Raw genomic sequence first — 14,042 nt, forward strand, 5'->3', positions numbered from 1 at the left:
GCACCCTTGGGTACCGGTAGGCCCGACCGCTACCGCTTGGCCATTTCCTCCGCGATCGCGGCGGTGAAGGCGTCGATGTCGGCCTCGGTGGTGTCGAAGGAGCACATCCAGCGGACGTCCCCGGCGGCCTCGTTCCAGAAGTAGAAGCGGTAGCGCTTCTGGAGGCGCTCGCTCACGTCGTGCGGCAGCCGGGCGAAGACGGCGTTGGACTCCACCGGGTGGAGCACCTCGACGCCCTCGATGCCCCGGACGCCCTCGGCCAGCCGCGCCGCCATGGCGTTGGCGTGCCCGGCGCTGCGCAGCCACAGGTCGCCGGAGAGCAGCGCCTCGAACTGCACGGAGACGAAGCGCATCTTCGACGCGAGCTGCATCGACATCTTGCGCAGGTGCTTCATCGCCCGCACCGCGTCCGGGTTGAGGACGACGACGCACTCGCCGAAGACCATGCCGTTCTTGGTGCCGCCGAAGGAGAGCAGGTCGACCCCGGCGTCCGTGGTGAACGCGCGCAGGGGCAGGCCCAGGGAGGCCGCCGCGTTGGCGATCCGCGAACCGTCCAGGTGGACCTTCATGCCCCGCTCGTGGGCGTGGTCGCAGATCTCCCGGATCTCCTCGGGGGTGTAGCAGGTCCCGAGCTCGGTGGTCTGGGTGATCGAGACGATCTGCGGCTGGGCCCGGTGCTCGTCCTCCCAGCCGAACGCCTCACGGTCGATCAGCTCGGGGGTGAGCTTGCCGTGCTCGGTGGGCACGTGGAGCAGCTTCAGCCCGCCGACGCGCTCGGGCGCCCCGCACTCGTCGACGTTGATGTGCGCGGAGGAGGCGCAGACGACCGCACCCCATCGCTCGGTCGCGGCCTGCAGGGCGACGACGTTGGCCCCCGTGCCGTTGAAGACGGGGAACGCCTGGGCGGTGGGGCCGAAGTGGGCCCGCATCACGTCCTGGAGGTGGGCGGTGTAGTCGTCCTCGCCGTAGGCGACCTGGTGGCCGCCGTTGGCGAGGGCGAGCGCCGCGAGGATCTCGGGATGCGCGCCCGCGTAGTTGTCGCTGGCGAAGCCGCGCACCTCGGGGTCGTGCCGGCGTATCGCGTCGGTCGCGGGCGGGGTCACGGTTGCGGGGTCAGCCACTGACGGGTTCCGTTCACTTCCTGGGCGGGCGTGTCCCAGACGCCGGCGATGGCCTGGGCCAGGTCCTTGACGTCGGTGAAGCCCGCGAATTTCGCGTTGGGTCGTTCGGCGCGCATCGCGTCGTGCACCAGCGCCTTGACCACCAGGACGGTGGCGGCGGCCGGCGGGGCGCCCTCGCCGCCCGCCTTGCGGAAGGAGTCGGCGAGGGCCAGGGTCCAGGCCTCGGCGGCGGCCTTGGCGGCGGAGTAGGCGGCGTTCCCGGCGGTGGGCTTGCTGGCGCCGGCGGCGCTGATCAGCACGTACCGGCCGTTGCCGCTGCGGGCCAGGGGGGCCTCGAAGGCCAGGGAGGTGTGCTGGACGGTCTTGATGAGGAGCTTCTCCAGCAGCTCCCAGTCGGCGAGGTCGGTCTCGGCGAAGGTCGCCGAGCCGCGCCAGCCGCCGACCAGGTGGACCAGGCCGTCGACCCGCCCGAACTCCTTCTCGGTGCGGTCGGCCCAGGCCCGGGCGGCGTCGAGGTCGAGCAGGTCCACGGTGTCGCCGGTGACGGTGGCGCCGCCGTGGGCGTAGCGGGCGGCGTCCACGGCCTCGGCGAGGCGCGCGGCGTCCGCGTCGGCGGCGACGACGATCGCTCCGGCCTCGGCGAGCCGCAGCAGGGTCGCCCGGCCGGCCGGGCCGGCCGCTCCGGCCACCGCCACGACGGCACCGTCCAGCGGGCCGCCGTTCCCGTTCGACGGAATGCTCATACCCGTCACCTCCTTCTCGCGCTCGCTCACGCGGCCACCTGCTCGGCGCCGGCGGCGGTGATCCCCTTGGTCGAGGCGATCACGCCGCGCAGCTTCTTGGCAAGGGCCTCGAAGAACATGCTGAGCGGGAATTCGTCCGCGAGCACCTCGTCCACCAGCTTGCGCGGGGGGAGGGAGAGGTCGAGGGCGTCGGGGCCCTTGGCCCACACGGAGCCGGGGTGCGGCGCGAGGTAGGCCGAGACGAGCTCGTAGGCGGCGAACCAGTGGACGAGCTTGGGCCGGTCGATGCCGTCGCGGTAGAGCTTCTCGATCTCGCCGCACAGCTGGTTGGTGACCTGCGGGGCACGGTCCCAGTCGATGTGCAGGGTGTTGTCCGTCCAGCGTACGACGTCGTGCTTGTGGAGGTACGCGAAGAGCAGCTGGCCGCCGAGGCCGTCGTAGTTGCGGACGCGGTCGCCGGTGAGCGGGAAGCGGAACATCCGGTCGAAGAGCACGGCGTACTGCACGTCACGGCCCTGGGTGTAGCCGTCGGCCTCCAGCTTCACGGCCTCCTTGAAGGCGGTGAGGTCGCAGCGGAGCTCCTCCAGGCCGTACATCCAGAACGGCTGCCGCTGCTTGATCATGAAGGGGTCGAAGGGCAGGTCGCCGTGGCTGTGGGTGCGGTCGTGGACCATGTCCCACAGGACGAATGCCTCCTGGCAGCGCTGCTGGTCGTGGAGCATGGCGGCGATGTCGTCGGGGAGCTCCAGCTTGAGGGTCTCCACGGCGGCCGCGGTGACCCGGCGGAAGCGGGCGGCCTCGCGGTCGCAGAAGATGCCGCCCCAGGTGAAGCGCTCGGGGGCCTCGCGCACGGCGATGGTCTCCGGGAAGAGGACGGCGGAGTTGGTGTCGTAGCCCGAGGTGAAGTCCTCGAAGGTGATGCCGAGGAACAGCGGGTTGTCGTAGCGGGTGCGCTCGAGCTCGGCGAGCCACTCCGGCCAGACCACGCGCAGCACGACCGCCTCGAGGTTGCGGTCGGGGTTGCCGTTCTGCGTGTACATGGGGAAGACGACGAGGTGCTGGAGGCCGTCGGCGCGCTGGGCGGCGGGCTGGAAGGCCAGCAGAGCCTCCAGGAAGTCCGGCACGCCGAAGCCGCCGTCGGCCCAGCGGCGCAGGTCGGCGACGAGCGCGGCGTGGTACTCCGCGTCGTGCGGCAGGAGCGGCGAGAGCTGCTCCACCGCGGCTATGACCACCTCGACCTCGGCGCGGACGGCCTCGCCCGGTGGCGCGCCCTCGGCGGCCAGGTCGATCGAGCCGTCGGCGGACTGCCAGGGCCTGATTGTCTCCACGGCGCTCTTGAGGGCAGCCCAGGCGGGATGCTCGACAACACGATCCACAGACAAAATGTCGGTTTGCGTTGCCGCCGACGCAAAGATTTCCGTCACGACTAACCCTCCTCTGGAGAACCTGGCGTTAAGACACCGTATCCATGCGAGGTTCTCCGGCTCAAGAGGTGCAGCCATAAATTATCCTGCCGACCCCCCGGTGACGCCGCTGTTTTTCCTGTCGGCCTCCCCCGTCCGGGGCATCAGCTCCGATCATCCGCCTCACCGGCCCCTGCCGCCACCGGGACCGTTCTAGGCGCGTTCCGGCCATCCTCGGGTGGCCGGAACGCCGGCTCCTCGGGTGGCCGTCCCGTCGGCGCCCCGGATGGTCAGCCCGCCAGCTCCTTGACCAGGAGCTCGAACTCCAGGTCGTCGCGCTGCGGCACACCGAAGCGCTCGTCCCCGTAGGGGAAGGGGCTCATCTGACCGGTGCGCCGGTAGCCGCGGCGCTCGTACCAGGCGATCAGCTCGTCGCGCTGCTTGATCACGGTCATGTGCATGGCCTGGGCGCCCCACTCGGCGCGGGCGACGCGCTCGGCCTCCGCCATGACGAGCTTGCCCAGGCCGCCGCCCTGGGCGGTGGGCCGGACCGCGAACATGCCGAAGTAGACGTGGTCGCCACGGTGCTCGAGCTGGCAGCAGGCGAGCAGTTCGCCGTCGCGTTCCGCGATCATCAGCCGGCTGTTCTCGTCGGTGATGACGGCGAGCACGCCCTCGGGGTCGGTCCGCTGGCCGTCGAGCAGATCGGCCTCGGTCGTCCAGCCGGCCTTGCTCTCCTCGCCCCGGTAGGCCGACTCGACCAGCCGGACGAGCGCCGGCACGTCGTCGGCGGTCGCGATCCGGAAGTCCGGCGCGGTGATGGGGCGGCTGGCGGTCTCCATGGGCTCCCTGGTCCTCTCCTGCGGCTTTTCGGGCGTATGAACGACCCTAACGGAGGGGGTGTGCGTACAGTCGCGGGCATGGTGCATGTTCTGAGCAGCAGGTTGTTACTGAGACCGACCGATCCCGAGCGCTCGCGGCGGTTCTACGGCGAGACCCTGGGGCTCGCGGTCTACCGGGAGTTCGGCACGGGCCCGGAGCGCGGTGTCGTCTACTTCCTGGGCGGCGGCTTCCTGGAGGTGTCGGGCAGGTCGCGGACCCCTCCCGCGCCCGGGCTCGAGCTCTGGTTCCAGGTGGCGGACGCGGCGGCGGCGTACGCGGAGTTCCTGGAGCGGGGCGTGGTGGTGCTGGAGCCGCCGGAGAAGAAGCCGTGGGGGCTCATCGAGATGTGGATCGCGGACCCGGACGGCGTGCGCATCGCGGTGGTGGAGGTGCCGGAGGGGCATCCGATCCGCTACCGGCCGACGGTCTGAACACCTGAGCGTCTTCTCCGTGCGCGCCCTCGGCCCGGCGCACCGCCGTCGCGCACCGGCGCTGCACCGGCGCTGCGCGGGCGCACGCGGGGGCCTGCGCGTGCCACGGCCGTGCGCCTGTGCGCTCCCGTGTGCGGCCCCCGGCCCGGGCATCCTCCGGAGGTAGGCCCGCGTCGGGAGGTGTGCCGTGCACGGACCGCCGCTTCTCGGCTGGTCGCTGGTCGCGCTGTGCGCCGCCGCGGGCCTGTACTGCCTTCTGCGGGCGCGGCCCGGCGCGGCGGGGGAGCGCCGGGCCGCGGCCGCGGGGGGCGACGCCGTCATGGCCCTCGGCATGGCGGCCATGGCCGTGCCCGCGGCCGTCCTGGACACCCCGCCGTGGGGCCACGTGCTCTTCGCGGCGCTGTTCGGGGTGCTGGGGCTGCACGCCCTGACGTCCGCCGGAGCGCCCCCCGGCCTCCGTCGTCTGCACCACGCGGTGGGCGCCTTCGCGATGGCCTATATGTCCCTCGCCATGGCTGCCGCCCCGGCCGGCGCCCACGCGGGCCACACCGGCGCGGACCGCGCGCCGGCCGGGGCGCCGCTGCTCACGGGGCTGTTGCTGGTGTACTTCGCGGTGTACGTCGTCCGCACGGTGGCGGGCGTCGTGCCCGTGCCGGCCGGGCCGTCGGTGGCGGGGAACGGCCCGGTGCGCCCGGGGCCGGACACGGGCGCCGGGCTGATCACGGCGTGCCGGCTGTCGATGGCCATAGGAATGGTGGTCATGCTCCTGACGATGTGACAGGACGATGTAACAGGCGGTCCGGATGGCAGGCGGTCCGGCGGCCGTCCCCGGGCCACGTGTCCTGTGTCACTTCGGCACGGTGCCCGTATCCGGGCACGGCACGGCCCTCATAGGCTGGCACCCATGATGGTCCCGCTCGCGCTGCTGGTCCTCGGCGGCCTGGCCGCGGCGCTGGCGCCGCGTGTGCTGGCACGTGCCGACTGGCCCACTCGGGAGCCCGTGCTCGCGCTGCTGGTGTGGCAATGCGTCGTGGCCGCCGTGCTGTTGTGCTGCGCGCTGGCCATGGCGCTGAGCGCCGCCGCCGCGTGGGAGGCGGTGCGCGGCCATGTGTTCGCGCCCGCGCCGCGCGGGGTGATGGAGGCGTACGCCCTGACCGGGTGCGGCGCCTGGGCCGCACCCCTGGCCGTCGCCCTCGCCTCCGGGGCGGTCTGGACGGCGGCGATGCTCACCCGCGAGATCCGCACCGCCCGGGCCCGGCGCCGGCGCCGCCGCGCGGACCTGCTCGTCCGCGCGCCCCTGCTGCCCGGGGAGGAGCGCGGCGCCGAGCGGCTCGTCGTACTGGAGGGCGAGCGCGCCGAGGCGTGGCTGCTGCGGGGCGGCGCCGCGCCCCGGCTGGTCATCACGACGGCGGCGCTGCGCCGGCTGAAGGGCTCCCAGCTGGACGCGGTCCTCGCCCACGAACAGGGGCACGCCCGCGCCCGCCACGACTGGCTGCTGCACGTCTCCTCGGCGCTGGCCAACGGCTTTCCGCAGGTGCCGGTGTTCGCGGCCTTCCGCGACCAGATGCACCACCTCGTCGAGCTGGCCGCCGACGACTCGGCCTCCCGGCGCTTCGGCCGTCTGACGACCGCGCTCGCGCTGGTCGAACTCAACGAGGACCGGGGAGTGTTCGGCCCCTGCCCGGCCGGTGTCTCGGGACTGCCCGACCGGGTCGACCGCCTCCTGGCCCCCGCGCCCCGGCTGACGGTCCTCCAGCGGTTCCGCCTGACGGCGACGGCGGCGCTGGTGCCGGTCGTCCCGGTGCTGGTGACGTTCGTACCGGGGCTGAGCGCGCTGGGCGGGTGAGCCGCGGGTGCCCGGGGACTTCACCGACGACGTGTCAGCGGTCTCGCGCGGCCGCGGTGAGGCCGGCGGCGGAGCGGTAGGCGGCCGGGGCGGTCGTCAGGGACCGGGCCAGCGCGAGTGCTCGCCGCTCGGCCGCGGCGCGGTGGGCGGAGTCGGTGATGGTGGTGAGATCGGCGGGGCGGGCGAAGCCGACGACCCGGCGGATGATCTCGGCGCCACAGAATCCGAGCGTCTCGGTGAACAACTCGTCGAGGTAGCGCTGCCGTTCGGCCTCCAACGCGGTCGTGGCGGCCCCCGTGAAGAGGGCGGGCGGGTAGCCGTCACCGCCGGCGTGGTCTCGCCACAGCTGGGTGAAGTGCGTCCGGAAGCCGTCCCAGACCTCTTCGACGGCGGCCAGCAACCAGTCCTGCTGGGCGGCCCGGTCCGGTCCGCGCGCGCCGGCGGCGAAGTACGGGGTCCTGTCCGCATTTGTTTACGGTCTGAGGAGCGCGGGGGCCTTGTTTGGGAGGATGGAGGGTGCCGTTGAGCGCTCGAATATTGGTGGTTGAGGATGACGAGAAACAGGCTCGACTGATCCGGATCTATCTGGAAAGGGGAGGAAACGCGGTGCAGGTCGTGGCGGACGGCCGTGCGGCGCTGGAACGGGCTCGTTCGTCGAGGCCGGATCTCATGGTTCTCGATGTGATGCTGCCGCTGGTCAACGGGCTCGATGTGTGCCGGATTATTCGCGCCGAGTCGGATGTCCCGATTCTGCTGCTCACCGCGCGCTCGACCGAGGAGGATATGCTCCTCGGCCTTGACCTCGGCGCTGATGATTACCTCACCAAGCCGTACAGCCCCCGTGAGCTGGCGGCGCGGGTGCGGGTGCTGCTGCGCCGTTCCGGCAGGTCTGGTGGGGTGGCGGAGCCTGTCGTACTGCGGGTGGGTGAGGTGGAGCTGGACACCGCGCGCTTCGAGATCAGGGCGGCGGGTCGGCTGGTGGCGGTGACCGCGAAGGAGTTCTCGATCCTGGAGGTGCTGGCCCGCGAGCCGGGCCGGGTCTTTACCCGGGCGCAGATCATCGAGCGGGTCTTCGGTTTTGACCGGGACGTGCTGGAGCGGACCGTGGACGCGCATGTGATGAACCTGCGGCGGAAGTTGGAGGCGGACCCACAGCGGCCCCGGTACCTGGAGACGGTGTATGGGCGGGGCTACCGTCTCGCGGACGGCTCCGGCCCGGCGCCACCGTGATGCTCCGTGGTGAGGACGACCGTAAATGTCGTGCCCACCCCGACGGTGCTGCGTACGTCGAGCGTCCCGTCATGGTCGGTGACGATCTGGCGGGCGATGGACAGCCCCAGGCCGCTGCCGCCGGTCGCGCGGCCTCGTGAAGGGTCCGCCCGCCAGAAGCGGTCGAAGAGATGCGGCAGGTCCTCCGCGGATATCCCTGTGCCGGTGTCGCGGACTTCCACGATGGCCAGTGCGCCGTCCGGGATCAGGGTCAGGGTCACAGTGCCACCGGGCGCCGTGGCCCGCAGGGCGTTGCTGATCAGATTGCCGACGACCTGGCGTAGCCGGTCCGGGTCGGCGCTCACGTGTGTTGTCCGTGGTGCCTCCAGCTCGAGTGTGACGCCTGCCGTCTCGGCTTGGGCGCGATGGGCCCGGAGGCTGATCTCCAGGAGCTCACGCAGGTCGACTTGGGTGCGGTGGTAGGCGAGGGCGTTGGCTTCCGCGAGGGCGAGGTCCCGGAGGTCGTCCACGATCCGCTGCTGCAGCAGTGTTTCCTCGTGGAGGGAGTCCAGCAGTTCGGGGGTGGGTTCGAGGATTCCGTCCCGCAGGGCTTCCAGGTAGCCGCGCAGGTTGGTCAGCGGGGTGCGCAGCTCGTGCGCGATGTCACTGCTGAGGCGGCGTTGGCGTTCCTCGCTTGCCTGGATGGAGGCGGCCATGCGGTTGAAGGCGTTGCCGAGCTGGGCGATCTCGTCCCGGCCGGATACGGGCACTCGCCGCCTCATGTCGCCTTCGCCGAGTCCTTTCGCGGCGAGGGTCAGGGCTCGGACTGGGCGCAGCACGGCTCTGCTCAGGAGCGTCGCGGCCAGGACGGCCGCAGCGGCGATGCCCGTCGCGGCGGCCACCGTGGGGGCGGTGGCCAGGGCGGGTGGCGGGGCGTTCTGGGCGCCGAGGCGGATCGTCAGGCGTGGCGGGGCGGCTGGGCCGGCTCGTTCGTTGAATACTCGTTGCAGACATGTGGTGAACTGCGGCTCGGATTCGCACGGTCGGGCCGCGTCGAGATCTGGTTGTGCCGGGGGTTTCGTTTCTTCATGCGGTTCCTCGCATTTCGGGAGTCGGCGGTCCGTACTGATCTGGGGGAGGCCAATGTCGTCCGGCCGGGCCGTCACGTTGGCCCCTGCGCGTGTCAGGCAGGCCGCGTAGGCGGTTGCGGAGCGATACCTCGTGATCGCCTGGGCGGTCAGTTTCACCGAGATCCTCGGTGCCTGGGTCCGGGGAAAGCGCAGGGTGGGGCGAGGGTCGACCAGGACCGGGGGCCGGCTGCTCGGTGCGCGGGGATCGCGGCCGGTGATGGCGTCGGAATCTGCGAGCAGGACGTCGGCCTCCGTGGCGACCCGGATGCGTTGGCCGGTCTCCTTCGCGAGTGCGCTCACCGTCGGCGCGAGCCCGTCCCAGGTGCCGTGCGCGAAGCCGTATGAGCGCAGTTCGCTGGTGATCCGGGAGACCTCCTCCTGGCCGGCCATGACGGTCTGCCGCACCTGATGGTCGGCCTGACGCAGGGTCAGCCAGGCGGTGGCAGCGGTGGCGGCCATCGCGACGAGTGCGAGCAGGCCGAGAACCCGGAGCCGGAAGCTCATCGTGGCCCACCCGCTGCGGCCGTCGGCGCGAGGTCCGTTCCGGCTACCGGCGCGAACACCGCCGCGGCCGTCGGCGCGCATGCGTTCAAGGTGACTCCTTCCCATGGTTCTCCCGGGTTACGGGATGCCTGGCAGGACACGATGTTGACCGTCCCAGGATGGCGCCGATCTGCATATCCAGGAAGTGGCGCATATTCACTGGTGAGGCTTTCAGCCGCTTGTGGGTCTTTCGGTCGCTTGGGCGTGAAAAGCGGTCAGACGTGTGCGGAATCCTTTCTTCAGCTTTGCCGGACGGCAATCGTTGCGTATGCCACTCGCATCTGCGTGAGGCGAGACTTCTGGCTTTCATCCCGGTGCCGTCCGCTATCCGGGCCATGTGCTTCCGCAACGACACTGTGGGGGTTCAGAAATGAAACGTCGCATAGCAGCGCTCGTCCCCGCGGTCGCGGCCATCGCCCTGGCCGTTCCGCTGTCTCTTCCCACCCCGGCCGCCGCGCACGCTCCGTGCGGCGCACGGGGCACGAACCAGGACCACAACCCCTTCGTCCAGACGGCCAACGGCGCCAACGTGCGCAGCGGATCCAGCACCAGCTGCACCGTCATGGGCATCGCCTACAGCGGCGACTGGCTCAACTACCGCTGCTACACCAGAGGCAACGACGGCTACACCTGGACGTACCTGGAGAACGCTTCCAAGGGCACTGAGGGCTGGGTGCGTGACGATCTGCTGAGCGACGGGGGCACCACATACAGCTGTGGCTTCTAGCGCCCCGTCGGTCGGACTGAGGCCATCGAGGTGACGCGCTGACTGAGGCGGCTCCTGCCGGGGCCGCCTCAGGTAGGTCGCGTCATGTCGACGGCGGGTGAGGGCGAAGGGTCGGCGGCCGCTTGCGGCGGCTCGCCCCGAGGTACCGGTTGTTTCAGGTGCCGGACAGTGCCTCCGTCGGCGACAGCCGGCTCGCCCGGACCGCCGGATACAGCCCGGCGATCATGCCAATGGCCAGGGCTGAGCCGGTGCCCGCCGCGCTCGCCCACACTGGGACTATCGCCGGCCAACCGCGGCTGAGGGCGTAGCACGAGGTGATCAGCGTCCCGAGGACCGCCCCGCTGAGTCCGCCGATGAGTGACAGGAGCAGCGATTCCGTCACGAACTGGGTGCGGATCTGGCCCCTGGTCGCCCCGAGCGCCCGGCGCAGGCCGATCTCGGGACGCCGTTCCAGAACCGAGATGATCATGGTGTTGCCCACTCCCACGCCGCCGACGAGCAGGGCGACTCCGCCGAGGCCGATGAGCAACCCGGCCAGCGTCGATTCGCTGGCCTCGCGCGCCGCGAGAGCGTCGGAGGGCCGCGAGATGCGCACCTCGCCCGGTTTCTCCGGGTATGCCGTGGCCGGGAGTACCGTCCAGACCGCTGTGACATGGCTGTCCTCGGTTCGGACATAGATCGTGGACGGGTGGCCGTCGAAGCGGAGGTATGCGCGGGCCACCGGTTGGCCGATCAGGGCCGCGCTGTCGATCTCCGGTGCGAGCGGTACGGGATCGAGTACGCCGACCAGGGAGAACCAGCGGCCGCCGAGCCAGACCCGGGTTCCCGGGGTGTACACGTCCAGCCGCTGGGCGGCGGTGGCACCGAGCACGACTGTCGGGTATCGCTCGAGGGTGGAGTCCAGCCAGCGGCCTGTGCGGAGGTGACCGCCGACGGCGGGGAGAAGGTCGGCGTCGGCCGCGAGGACACTCAGGGAGCCGGTGCGCCCGGTGGCGATGCGCTCGTTGCGGTAGACGTGGGCATCGGTCGCGCCGGTGGCCGCGACCTGCCGCACCGGTGGGATCCGACGGATCATCGCGACAGCCTCATACGGCAGTCTGGCTTTGTCGCCCGCGAGGGACCGGCCGGGGGCGACCCGTAAGAGATTGGTGCCGAGCGCGTCGAGCCGGCGGTCCACTTCGGCCTGGCCGGAGGCCGAGATGCCGACCACCGCGATCATGGCGGCGACGCCGATGGCGATGCCGAGGGCGGAGAGAACGACGCGTACGGGGCGTGCCCGGAGGCCGGCGCCGCCGAGCCGCACGACATCGGCGGGCCCGAGACGCGCTGCCCTCGACTGTGACCGGCCGCGGGCGGGGCCGGACGGCACATCGCGGGCGCAATCCGCGGGCTCGGTTCCCGCCCGGGGGGAGTTCGCCCTTCCGCCTCTCAACGGGACGCCCCGGTCGTAGGGTTTTGTGCCGTATCACTGATCAGCCGACCGTCGCGCATCTCGAGGCGGCGAGGCAGCCCGGCCGCGATCTCACGGTCGTGAGTGATGATCACTACGGTGGTTCCGGACGCTTGCAGAGCGCGGAGCAGGCTCAGGACGCTCGCTCCCGACGCGGAGTCCAGATTTCCGGTCGGTTCGTCCGCCAGCAGGACCGAGGGCTCGCCGATCACCGCGCGGGCGATCGCGACCCGCTGCCGCTCGCCGCCGGAGAGCTGGTGCGGCAGATGGCGGACGCGGTGGCTGAGCCCGACCCGGGCCAGCGCGGCCGCCGCCTCGGCGCGGCGGCGGCGTATCGGGACGCCTGCGTAGAGCAGGCCGTCCGCTACCGCGTCCAGGACCGGAACGCCGGCCGCCAGATGGAACTGCTGGAAGACGAAGCCGATCCGGGTGGCCCGTAGTGCGGAGACCTCGCGGTCGGACAGCTTCGCCACGTCGTGGCCCTCGATCAGGACGCGACCCGCGGAGGGCCGGTCAAGACTGCCCATGAGGTTGAGCATGCTGGACTTGCCGGAGCCCGACGGGCCGATCACGCCGACCAGTTCCCCGCGCCCGATCCGCAGACTCACCTCACGGACCGCGGCCACTTTGCCCCGGTACATCTTGGAGACGGCGTCGAATTCCACGACCGCCGCAGGCCTGTCGCTCACTCCGGGACCCTCACCTTCAGGCCTTCGCGGACCGCGGGGCCGCTCACTTCCACTCTGCCATCCGCGAACAGCCCGGTCTTCACGGCCACGAAGGTTCCGTCCGCGGTCTCCAGTCCGTGGCCGCCTTCCGCGAGCGCGACGAGCGCTGCGACGGGAACCGTCAGCACGCCCTTGGCCTCCCGCCCCACGTACTCGACGGTGACGGGGCCGCTCTCCAGCCTCCCCAGCGATTTCTGGTCCCGGAGGGTGATGGACACCGGCACGGTCGTGGGGACCTGCCCCGAGCTGCCCTCGCCCTTCTCGGGCGCGGTCACTTGCTTGCCCACCGATTCCACTTCGCCCCTCACGAATGCGCCGTCGGGCAGCTGGACCCGGACAGGAGCGCCGCGCACGGCCCAGAAGGCGTCTGCGGCCGATGCGTTGACGACGACATTGCGGGCCGTTCCGGTGTATGTCAGAGCGTTTTCGCCGACAGGTGCGCCGAGCCGAACGCCCGCATGGCCGATGCGTACCTTGCCTGCGGAGTAGAAGACGTCCCCGACGCCGACCGTGCCGGTCTGGGGCAGCCCGAGCGACTTCTGCCAGCGCCTGACCGCCTGAGCGGTGCCAGCGGTGAACGTACCGTCCACCGCGAATCCCGTAAACCCGAGCGCTGCCAGGTTGGTCTGGAACTGCAGGACATCCGAGCCCTTCACCTCCCCAAGCGCACCGGCCCCGGTGCTCGACGCCCCACCCTCGGCACCCCCCGGCGCCGGCGAAGAGCCCGCCGCGGCGCCGGCCGCGCCGTCCTGCCGCTCCTTGCCGGCCCTCTGGTCGCCTTCCTGGTGCCGGCCGGAATCACGGGAAGCCGGACGCAGGTCCCGGTACATGGGCAGGCTCCCGTACAGGAGGACCACTGGGCGGTCGTTGACTCGTAGGAGCACGCCGCCGCGTTCCACCAACGTCCCCTGCTCGGGCAGCCAGGTCACGGTGCCTGTCGCCTTGACCAGGAGGGGAACTTCCGCGCCATACCCCAACTGCCCGTCAACCTTGGTCCGTTCGGTCACGGTGGCCCGGGTGACCGGGACGAACGAGCTGGCTCGGGATGGTACGCCTGGATGCTTGTCCTTGCCTCCGCCGAACCCCAGGGCGCCGACCAGTATGACCGTCGCCACGACGGCCACGACGGAGCAGATCAACGCCGCACGCCGCACTCGGCGGGTGCGTGGCGGCGCGGGTGGTGTCCCTGGACGGTCATCGGGATGCGGAACGGACTCGGTCACGATCAGCCCTTGCCCGGGCCCGGGCTCGTCGGAGCGCCGGCGATCGGCCCGCAAACCCGCAGGGCCCGCTGCGCGGCAGCCGAGCTCTGATCCCACCGGCCCTCCCCGAACCCGTCAGCGCCCGGGTCGGGGAAGTCGGGGGCGCCGTTCTTCTGCATGCACTCGGCGTACTTGCGCATCGTCTTGATCTGCTCGGGGGAGAGCTTCGGCCGGTTGTTCTTCTCGACGCTCTCGGGGACGGCCGACAGACTTGGAGCACACTTCGCCGAGGCGGTTCGGAACTTCGGGTCCCTCTTCAGGGCGCGCACGTGGTCACCGTCACCGAAGTCGAGGTTCCCCTTGGCATCCGGGTCCGGTGCGTCGACCCCATTCTCCCGCAGACACTTCGCGTACTCACGCTGAGCTTTCACATACGCGGCCATGTCACCCCCGCCGCCCTGCCCGCTTGTCGTGCCGGACACCTTGGACGTGGCACCGCCCGCAGCTGTCGGGACCTTCGCGCTGTCGTCGCTGCCGCAGCCGACCAGCCCGAAGGCCACAACCGAAGCCGTCACGGCCAGCAACGCCTGATCTCGTCTCATAGGTTCCCCCTGCTCCCTTACTGGA

The 14,042-nt window shown here is 71.3% G+C and carries 15 protein-coding genes; 5 read left to right on the forward strand and 10 right to left on the reverse strand.

Features of this window, described 5'->3' with window-relative positions; translation table 11 throughout:
* Positions 1-29: 29 nt before the first annotated feature.
* The 4 genes from IE096_RS09885 to IE096_RS09900 all read right to left on the reverse strand — a co-directional run bounded on the left by IE096_RS09885 (position 30) and on the right by IE096_RS09900 (position 4,109).
* Positions 30-1,121 (reverse strand): threonine aldolase family protein, encoded by a 1,092-nt coding sequence (locus IE096_RS09885; protein WP_189450707.1) that lies wholly within the window; start codon positions 1,119-1,121, stop codon positions 30-32.
* Positions 1,100-1,864, reverse strand: coding sequence for an SDR family NAD(P)-dependent oxidoreductase (locus tag IE096_RS09890; RefSeq protein ID WP_189450709.1), 765 nt, complete (start codon positions 1,862-1,864; stop codon positions 1,100-1,102). The genes IE096_RS09885 and IE096_RS09890 overlap by 22 nt, the downstream gene beginning before the upstream one ends.
* Before the next feature lie 26 nt (positions 1,865-1,890).
* On the reverse strand, positions 1,891-3,288 hold the full coding sequence (locus IE096_RS09895) for a DUF6421 family protein (RefSeq protein WP_189450710.1): 1,398 nt from the start codon (positions 3,286-3,288) through the stop codon (positions 1,891-1,893).
* 269 nt (positions 3,289-3,557) lie between these two features.
* Complete coding sequence (locus tag IE096_RS09900; RefSeq protein WP_189450712.1) at positions 3,558-4,109, reverse strand: GNAT family N-acetyltransferase; 552 nt, start codon at positions 4,107-4,109, stop codon at positions 3,558-3,560.
* 78 nt (positions 4,110-4,187) lie between these two features.
* Between IE096_RS09900 and IE096_RS09905 the strand changes: the two genes are divergently transcribed.
* The 3 genes from IE096_RS09905 (at position 4,188) to IE096_RS09915 (ending at position 6,426) form a co-directional block, all read left to right on the forward strand.
* Entirely contained in the window at positions 4,188-4,580 is a 393-nt protein-coding gene (locus IE096_RS09905; protein WP_189450714.1) for a VOC family protein, read from the forward strand.
* 187 nt (positions 4,581-4,767) lie between these two features.
* On the forward strand, positions 4,768-5,358 hold the full coding sequence (locus IE096_RS09910) for a DUF5134 domain-containing protein (protein WP_189450716.1): 591 nt from the start codon (positions 4,768-4,770) through the stop codon (positions 5,356-5,358).
* Positions 5,359-5,484: 126 nt separating this feature from the next.
* On the forward strand, positions 5,485-6,426 hold the full coding sequence (locus IE096_RS09915) for a M56 family metallopeptidase (RefSeq protein WP_189450722.1): 942 nt from the start codon (positions 5,485-5,487) through the stop codon (positions 6,424-6,426).
* A 34-nt stretch (positions 6,427-6,460) separates the two neighbouring features.
* Here the strand turns inward: IE096_RS09915 and IE096_RS09920 are convergent, their stop codons facing one another.
* Positions 6,461-6,826 carry a hypothetical protein gene (locus IE096_RS09920; protein ID WP_189450723.1) on the reverse strand — a complete coding sequence of 122 codons (366 nt, stop codon included), beginning with the start codon at positions 6,824-6,826 and terminating at the stop codon, positions 6,461-6,463.
* A gap of 122 nt (positions 6,827-6,948) precedes the next feature.
* On the opposite strand from IE096_RS09920, the gene IE096_RS09925 reads away from it, so the two are divergent.
* Entirely contained in the window at positions 6,949-7,656 is a 708-nt protein-coding gene (locus IE096_RS09925; protein WP_189450724.1) for a response regulator transcription factor, read from the forward strand.
* Here the strand turns inward: IE096_RS09925 and IE096_RS09930 are convergent.
* Complete coding sequence (locus IE096_RS09930) at positions 7,617-9,269, reverse strand: sensor histidine kinase (RefSeq protein ID WP_189450725.1); 1,653 nt, start codon at positions 9,267-9,269, stop codon at positions 7,617-7,619. The genes IE096_RS09925 and IE096_RS09930 overlap by 40 nt on opposite strands.
* A 409-nt stretch (positions 9,270-9,678) precedes the next feature.
* Here IE096_RS09930 and IE096_RS09935 point away from each other — a divergent pair, with 409 nt between their 5' ends.
* Entirely contained in the window at positions 9,679-10,035 is a 357-nt protein-coding gene (locus IE096_RS09935) for an SH3 domain-containing protein (RefSeq protein ID WP_189450727.1), read from the forward strand.
* Between the two features lie 154 nt (positions 10,036-10,189).
* On the opposite strand, the gene IE096_RS09940 is transcribed toward IE096_RS09935, so the two are convergent.
* The 4 genes from IE096_RS09940 to IE096_RS09955 all read right to left on the reverse strand — a co-directional run bounded on the left by IE096_RS09940 (position 10,190) and on the right by IE096_RS09955 (position 14,017).
* On the reverse strand, positions 10,190-11,404 hold the full coding sequence (locus IE096_RS09940; protein ID WP_189450729.1) for an ABC transporter permease: 1,215 nt from the start codon (positions 11,402-11,404) through the stop codon (positions 10,190-10,192).
* Positions 11,405-11,463: 59 nt separating this feature from the next.
* Positions 11,464-12,126: an ABC transporter ATP-binding protein gene (locus IE096_RS09945; protein ID WP_189450976.1), complete on the reverse strand. Its 663-nt coding sequence runs from the start codon at positions 12,124-12,126 to the stop codon at positions 11,464-11,466.
* A 44-nt stretch (positions 12,127-12,170) separates the two neighbouring features.
* Positions 12,171-13,337 (reverse strand): peptidoglycan-binding domain-containing protein, encoded by a 1,167-nt coding sequence (locus tag IE096_RS09950; RefSeq protein ID WP_229820085.1) that lies wholly within the window; start codon positions 13,335-13,337, stop codon positions 12,171-12,173.
* Positions 13,338-13,438: 101 nt separating this feature from the next.
* Positions 13,439-14,017 carry a hypothetical protein gene (locus tag IE096_RS09955; RefSeq protein WP_189450731.1) on the reverse strand — a complete coding sequence of 193 codons (579 nt, stop codon included), beginning with the start codon at positions 14,015-14,017 and terminating at the stop codon, positions 13,439-13,441.
* Positions 14,018-14,042 lie beyond the last annotated feature (25 nt).

It is taken from the genome of Streptomyces abikoensis (genome assembly GCF_014648775.1).
Taxonomy (GTDB): Bacteria; Actinomycetota; Actinomycetes; order Streptomycetales; family Streptomycetaceae; genus Streptomyces; species Streptomyces abikoensis.

What these genes read in the sequence shown, in the direction of transcription:
- IE096_RS09955 (WP_189450731.1), bottom strand. Translation starts at nt 14,017, where the DNA reads ATGAGACGAGATCAGGCGTTGCTGGCCGTGACGGCTTCGGTTGTGGCC.
- IE096_RS09890 (WP_189450709.1), bottom strand. Translation starts at nt 1,864, where the DNA reads ATGAGCATTCCGTCGAACGGGAACGGCGGCCCGCTGGACGGTGCCGTC.
- IE096_RS09900 (WP_189450712.1), bottom strand. Translation starts at nt 4,109, where the DNA reads ATGGAGACCGCCAGCCGCCCCATCACCGCGCCGGACTTCCGGATCGCG.
- IE096_RS09915 (WP_189450722.1), top strand. Translation starts at nt 5,485, where the DNA reads ATGATGGTCCCGCTCGCGCTGCTGGTCCTCGGCGGCCTGGCCGCGGCG.
- IE096_RS09945 (WP_189450976.1), bottom strand. Translation starts at nt 12,126, where the DNA reads ATGTACCGGGGCAAAGTGGCCGCGGTCCGTGAGGTGAGTCTGCGGATC.
- IE096_RS09930 (WP_189450725.1), bottom strand. Translation starts at nt 9,269, where the DNA reads ATGAGCTTCCGGCTCCGGGTTCTCGGCCTGCTCGCACTCGTCGCGATG.
- IE096_RS09935 (WP_189450727.1), top strand. Translation starts at nt 9,679, where the DNA reads ATGAAACGTCGCATAGCAGCGCTCGTCCCCGCGGTCGCGGCCATCGCC.
- IE096_RS09905 (WP_189450714.1), top strand. Translation starts at nt 4,188, where the DNA reads ATGGTGCATGTTCTGAGCAGCAGGTTGTTACTGAGACCGACCGATCCC.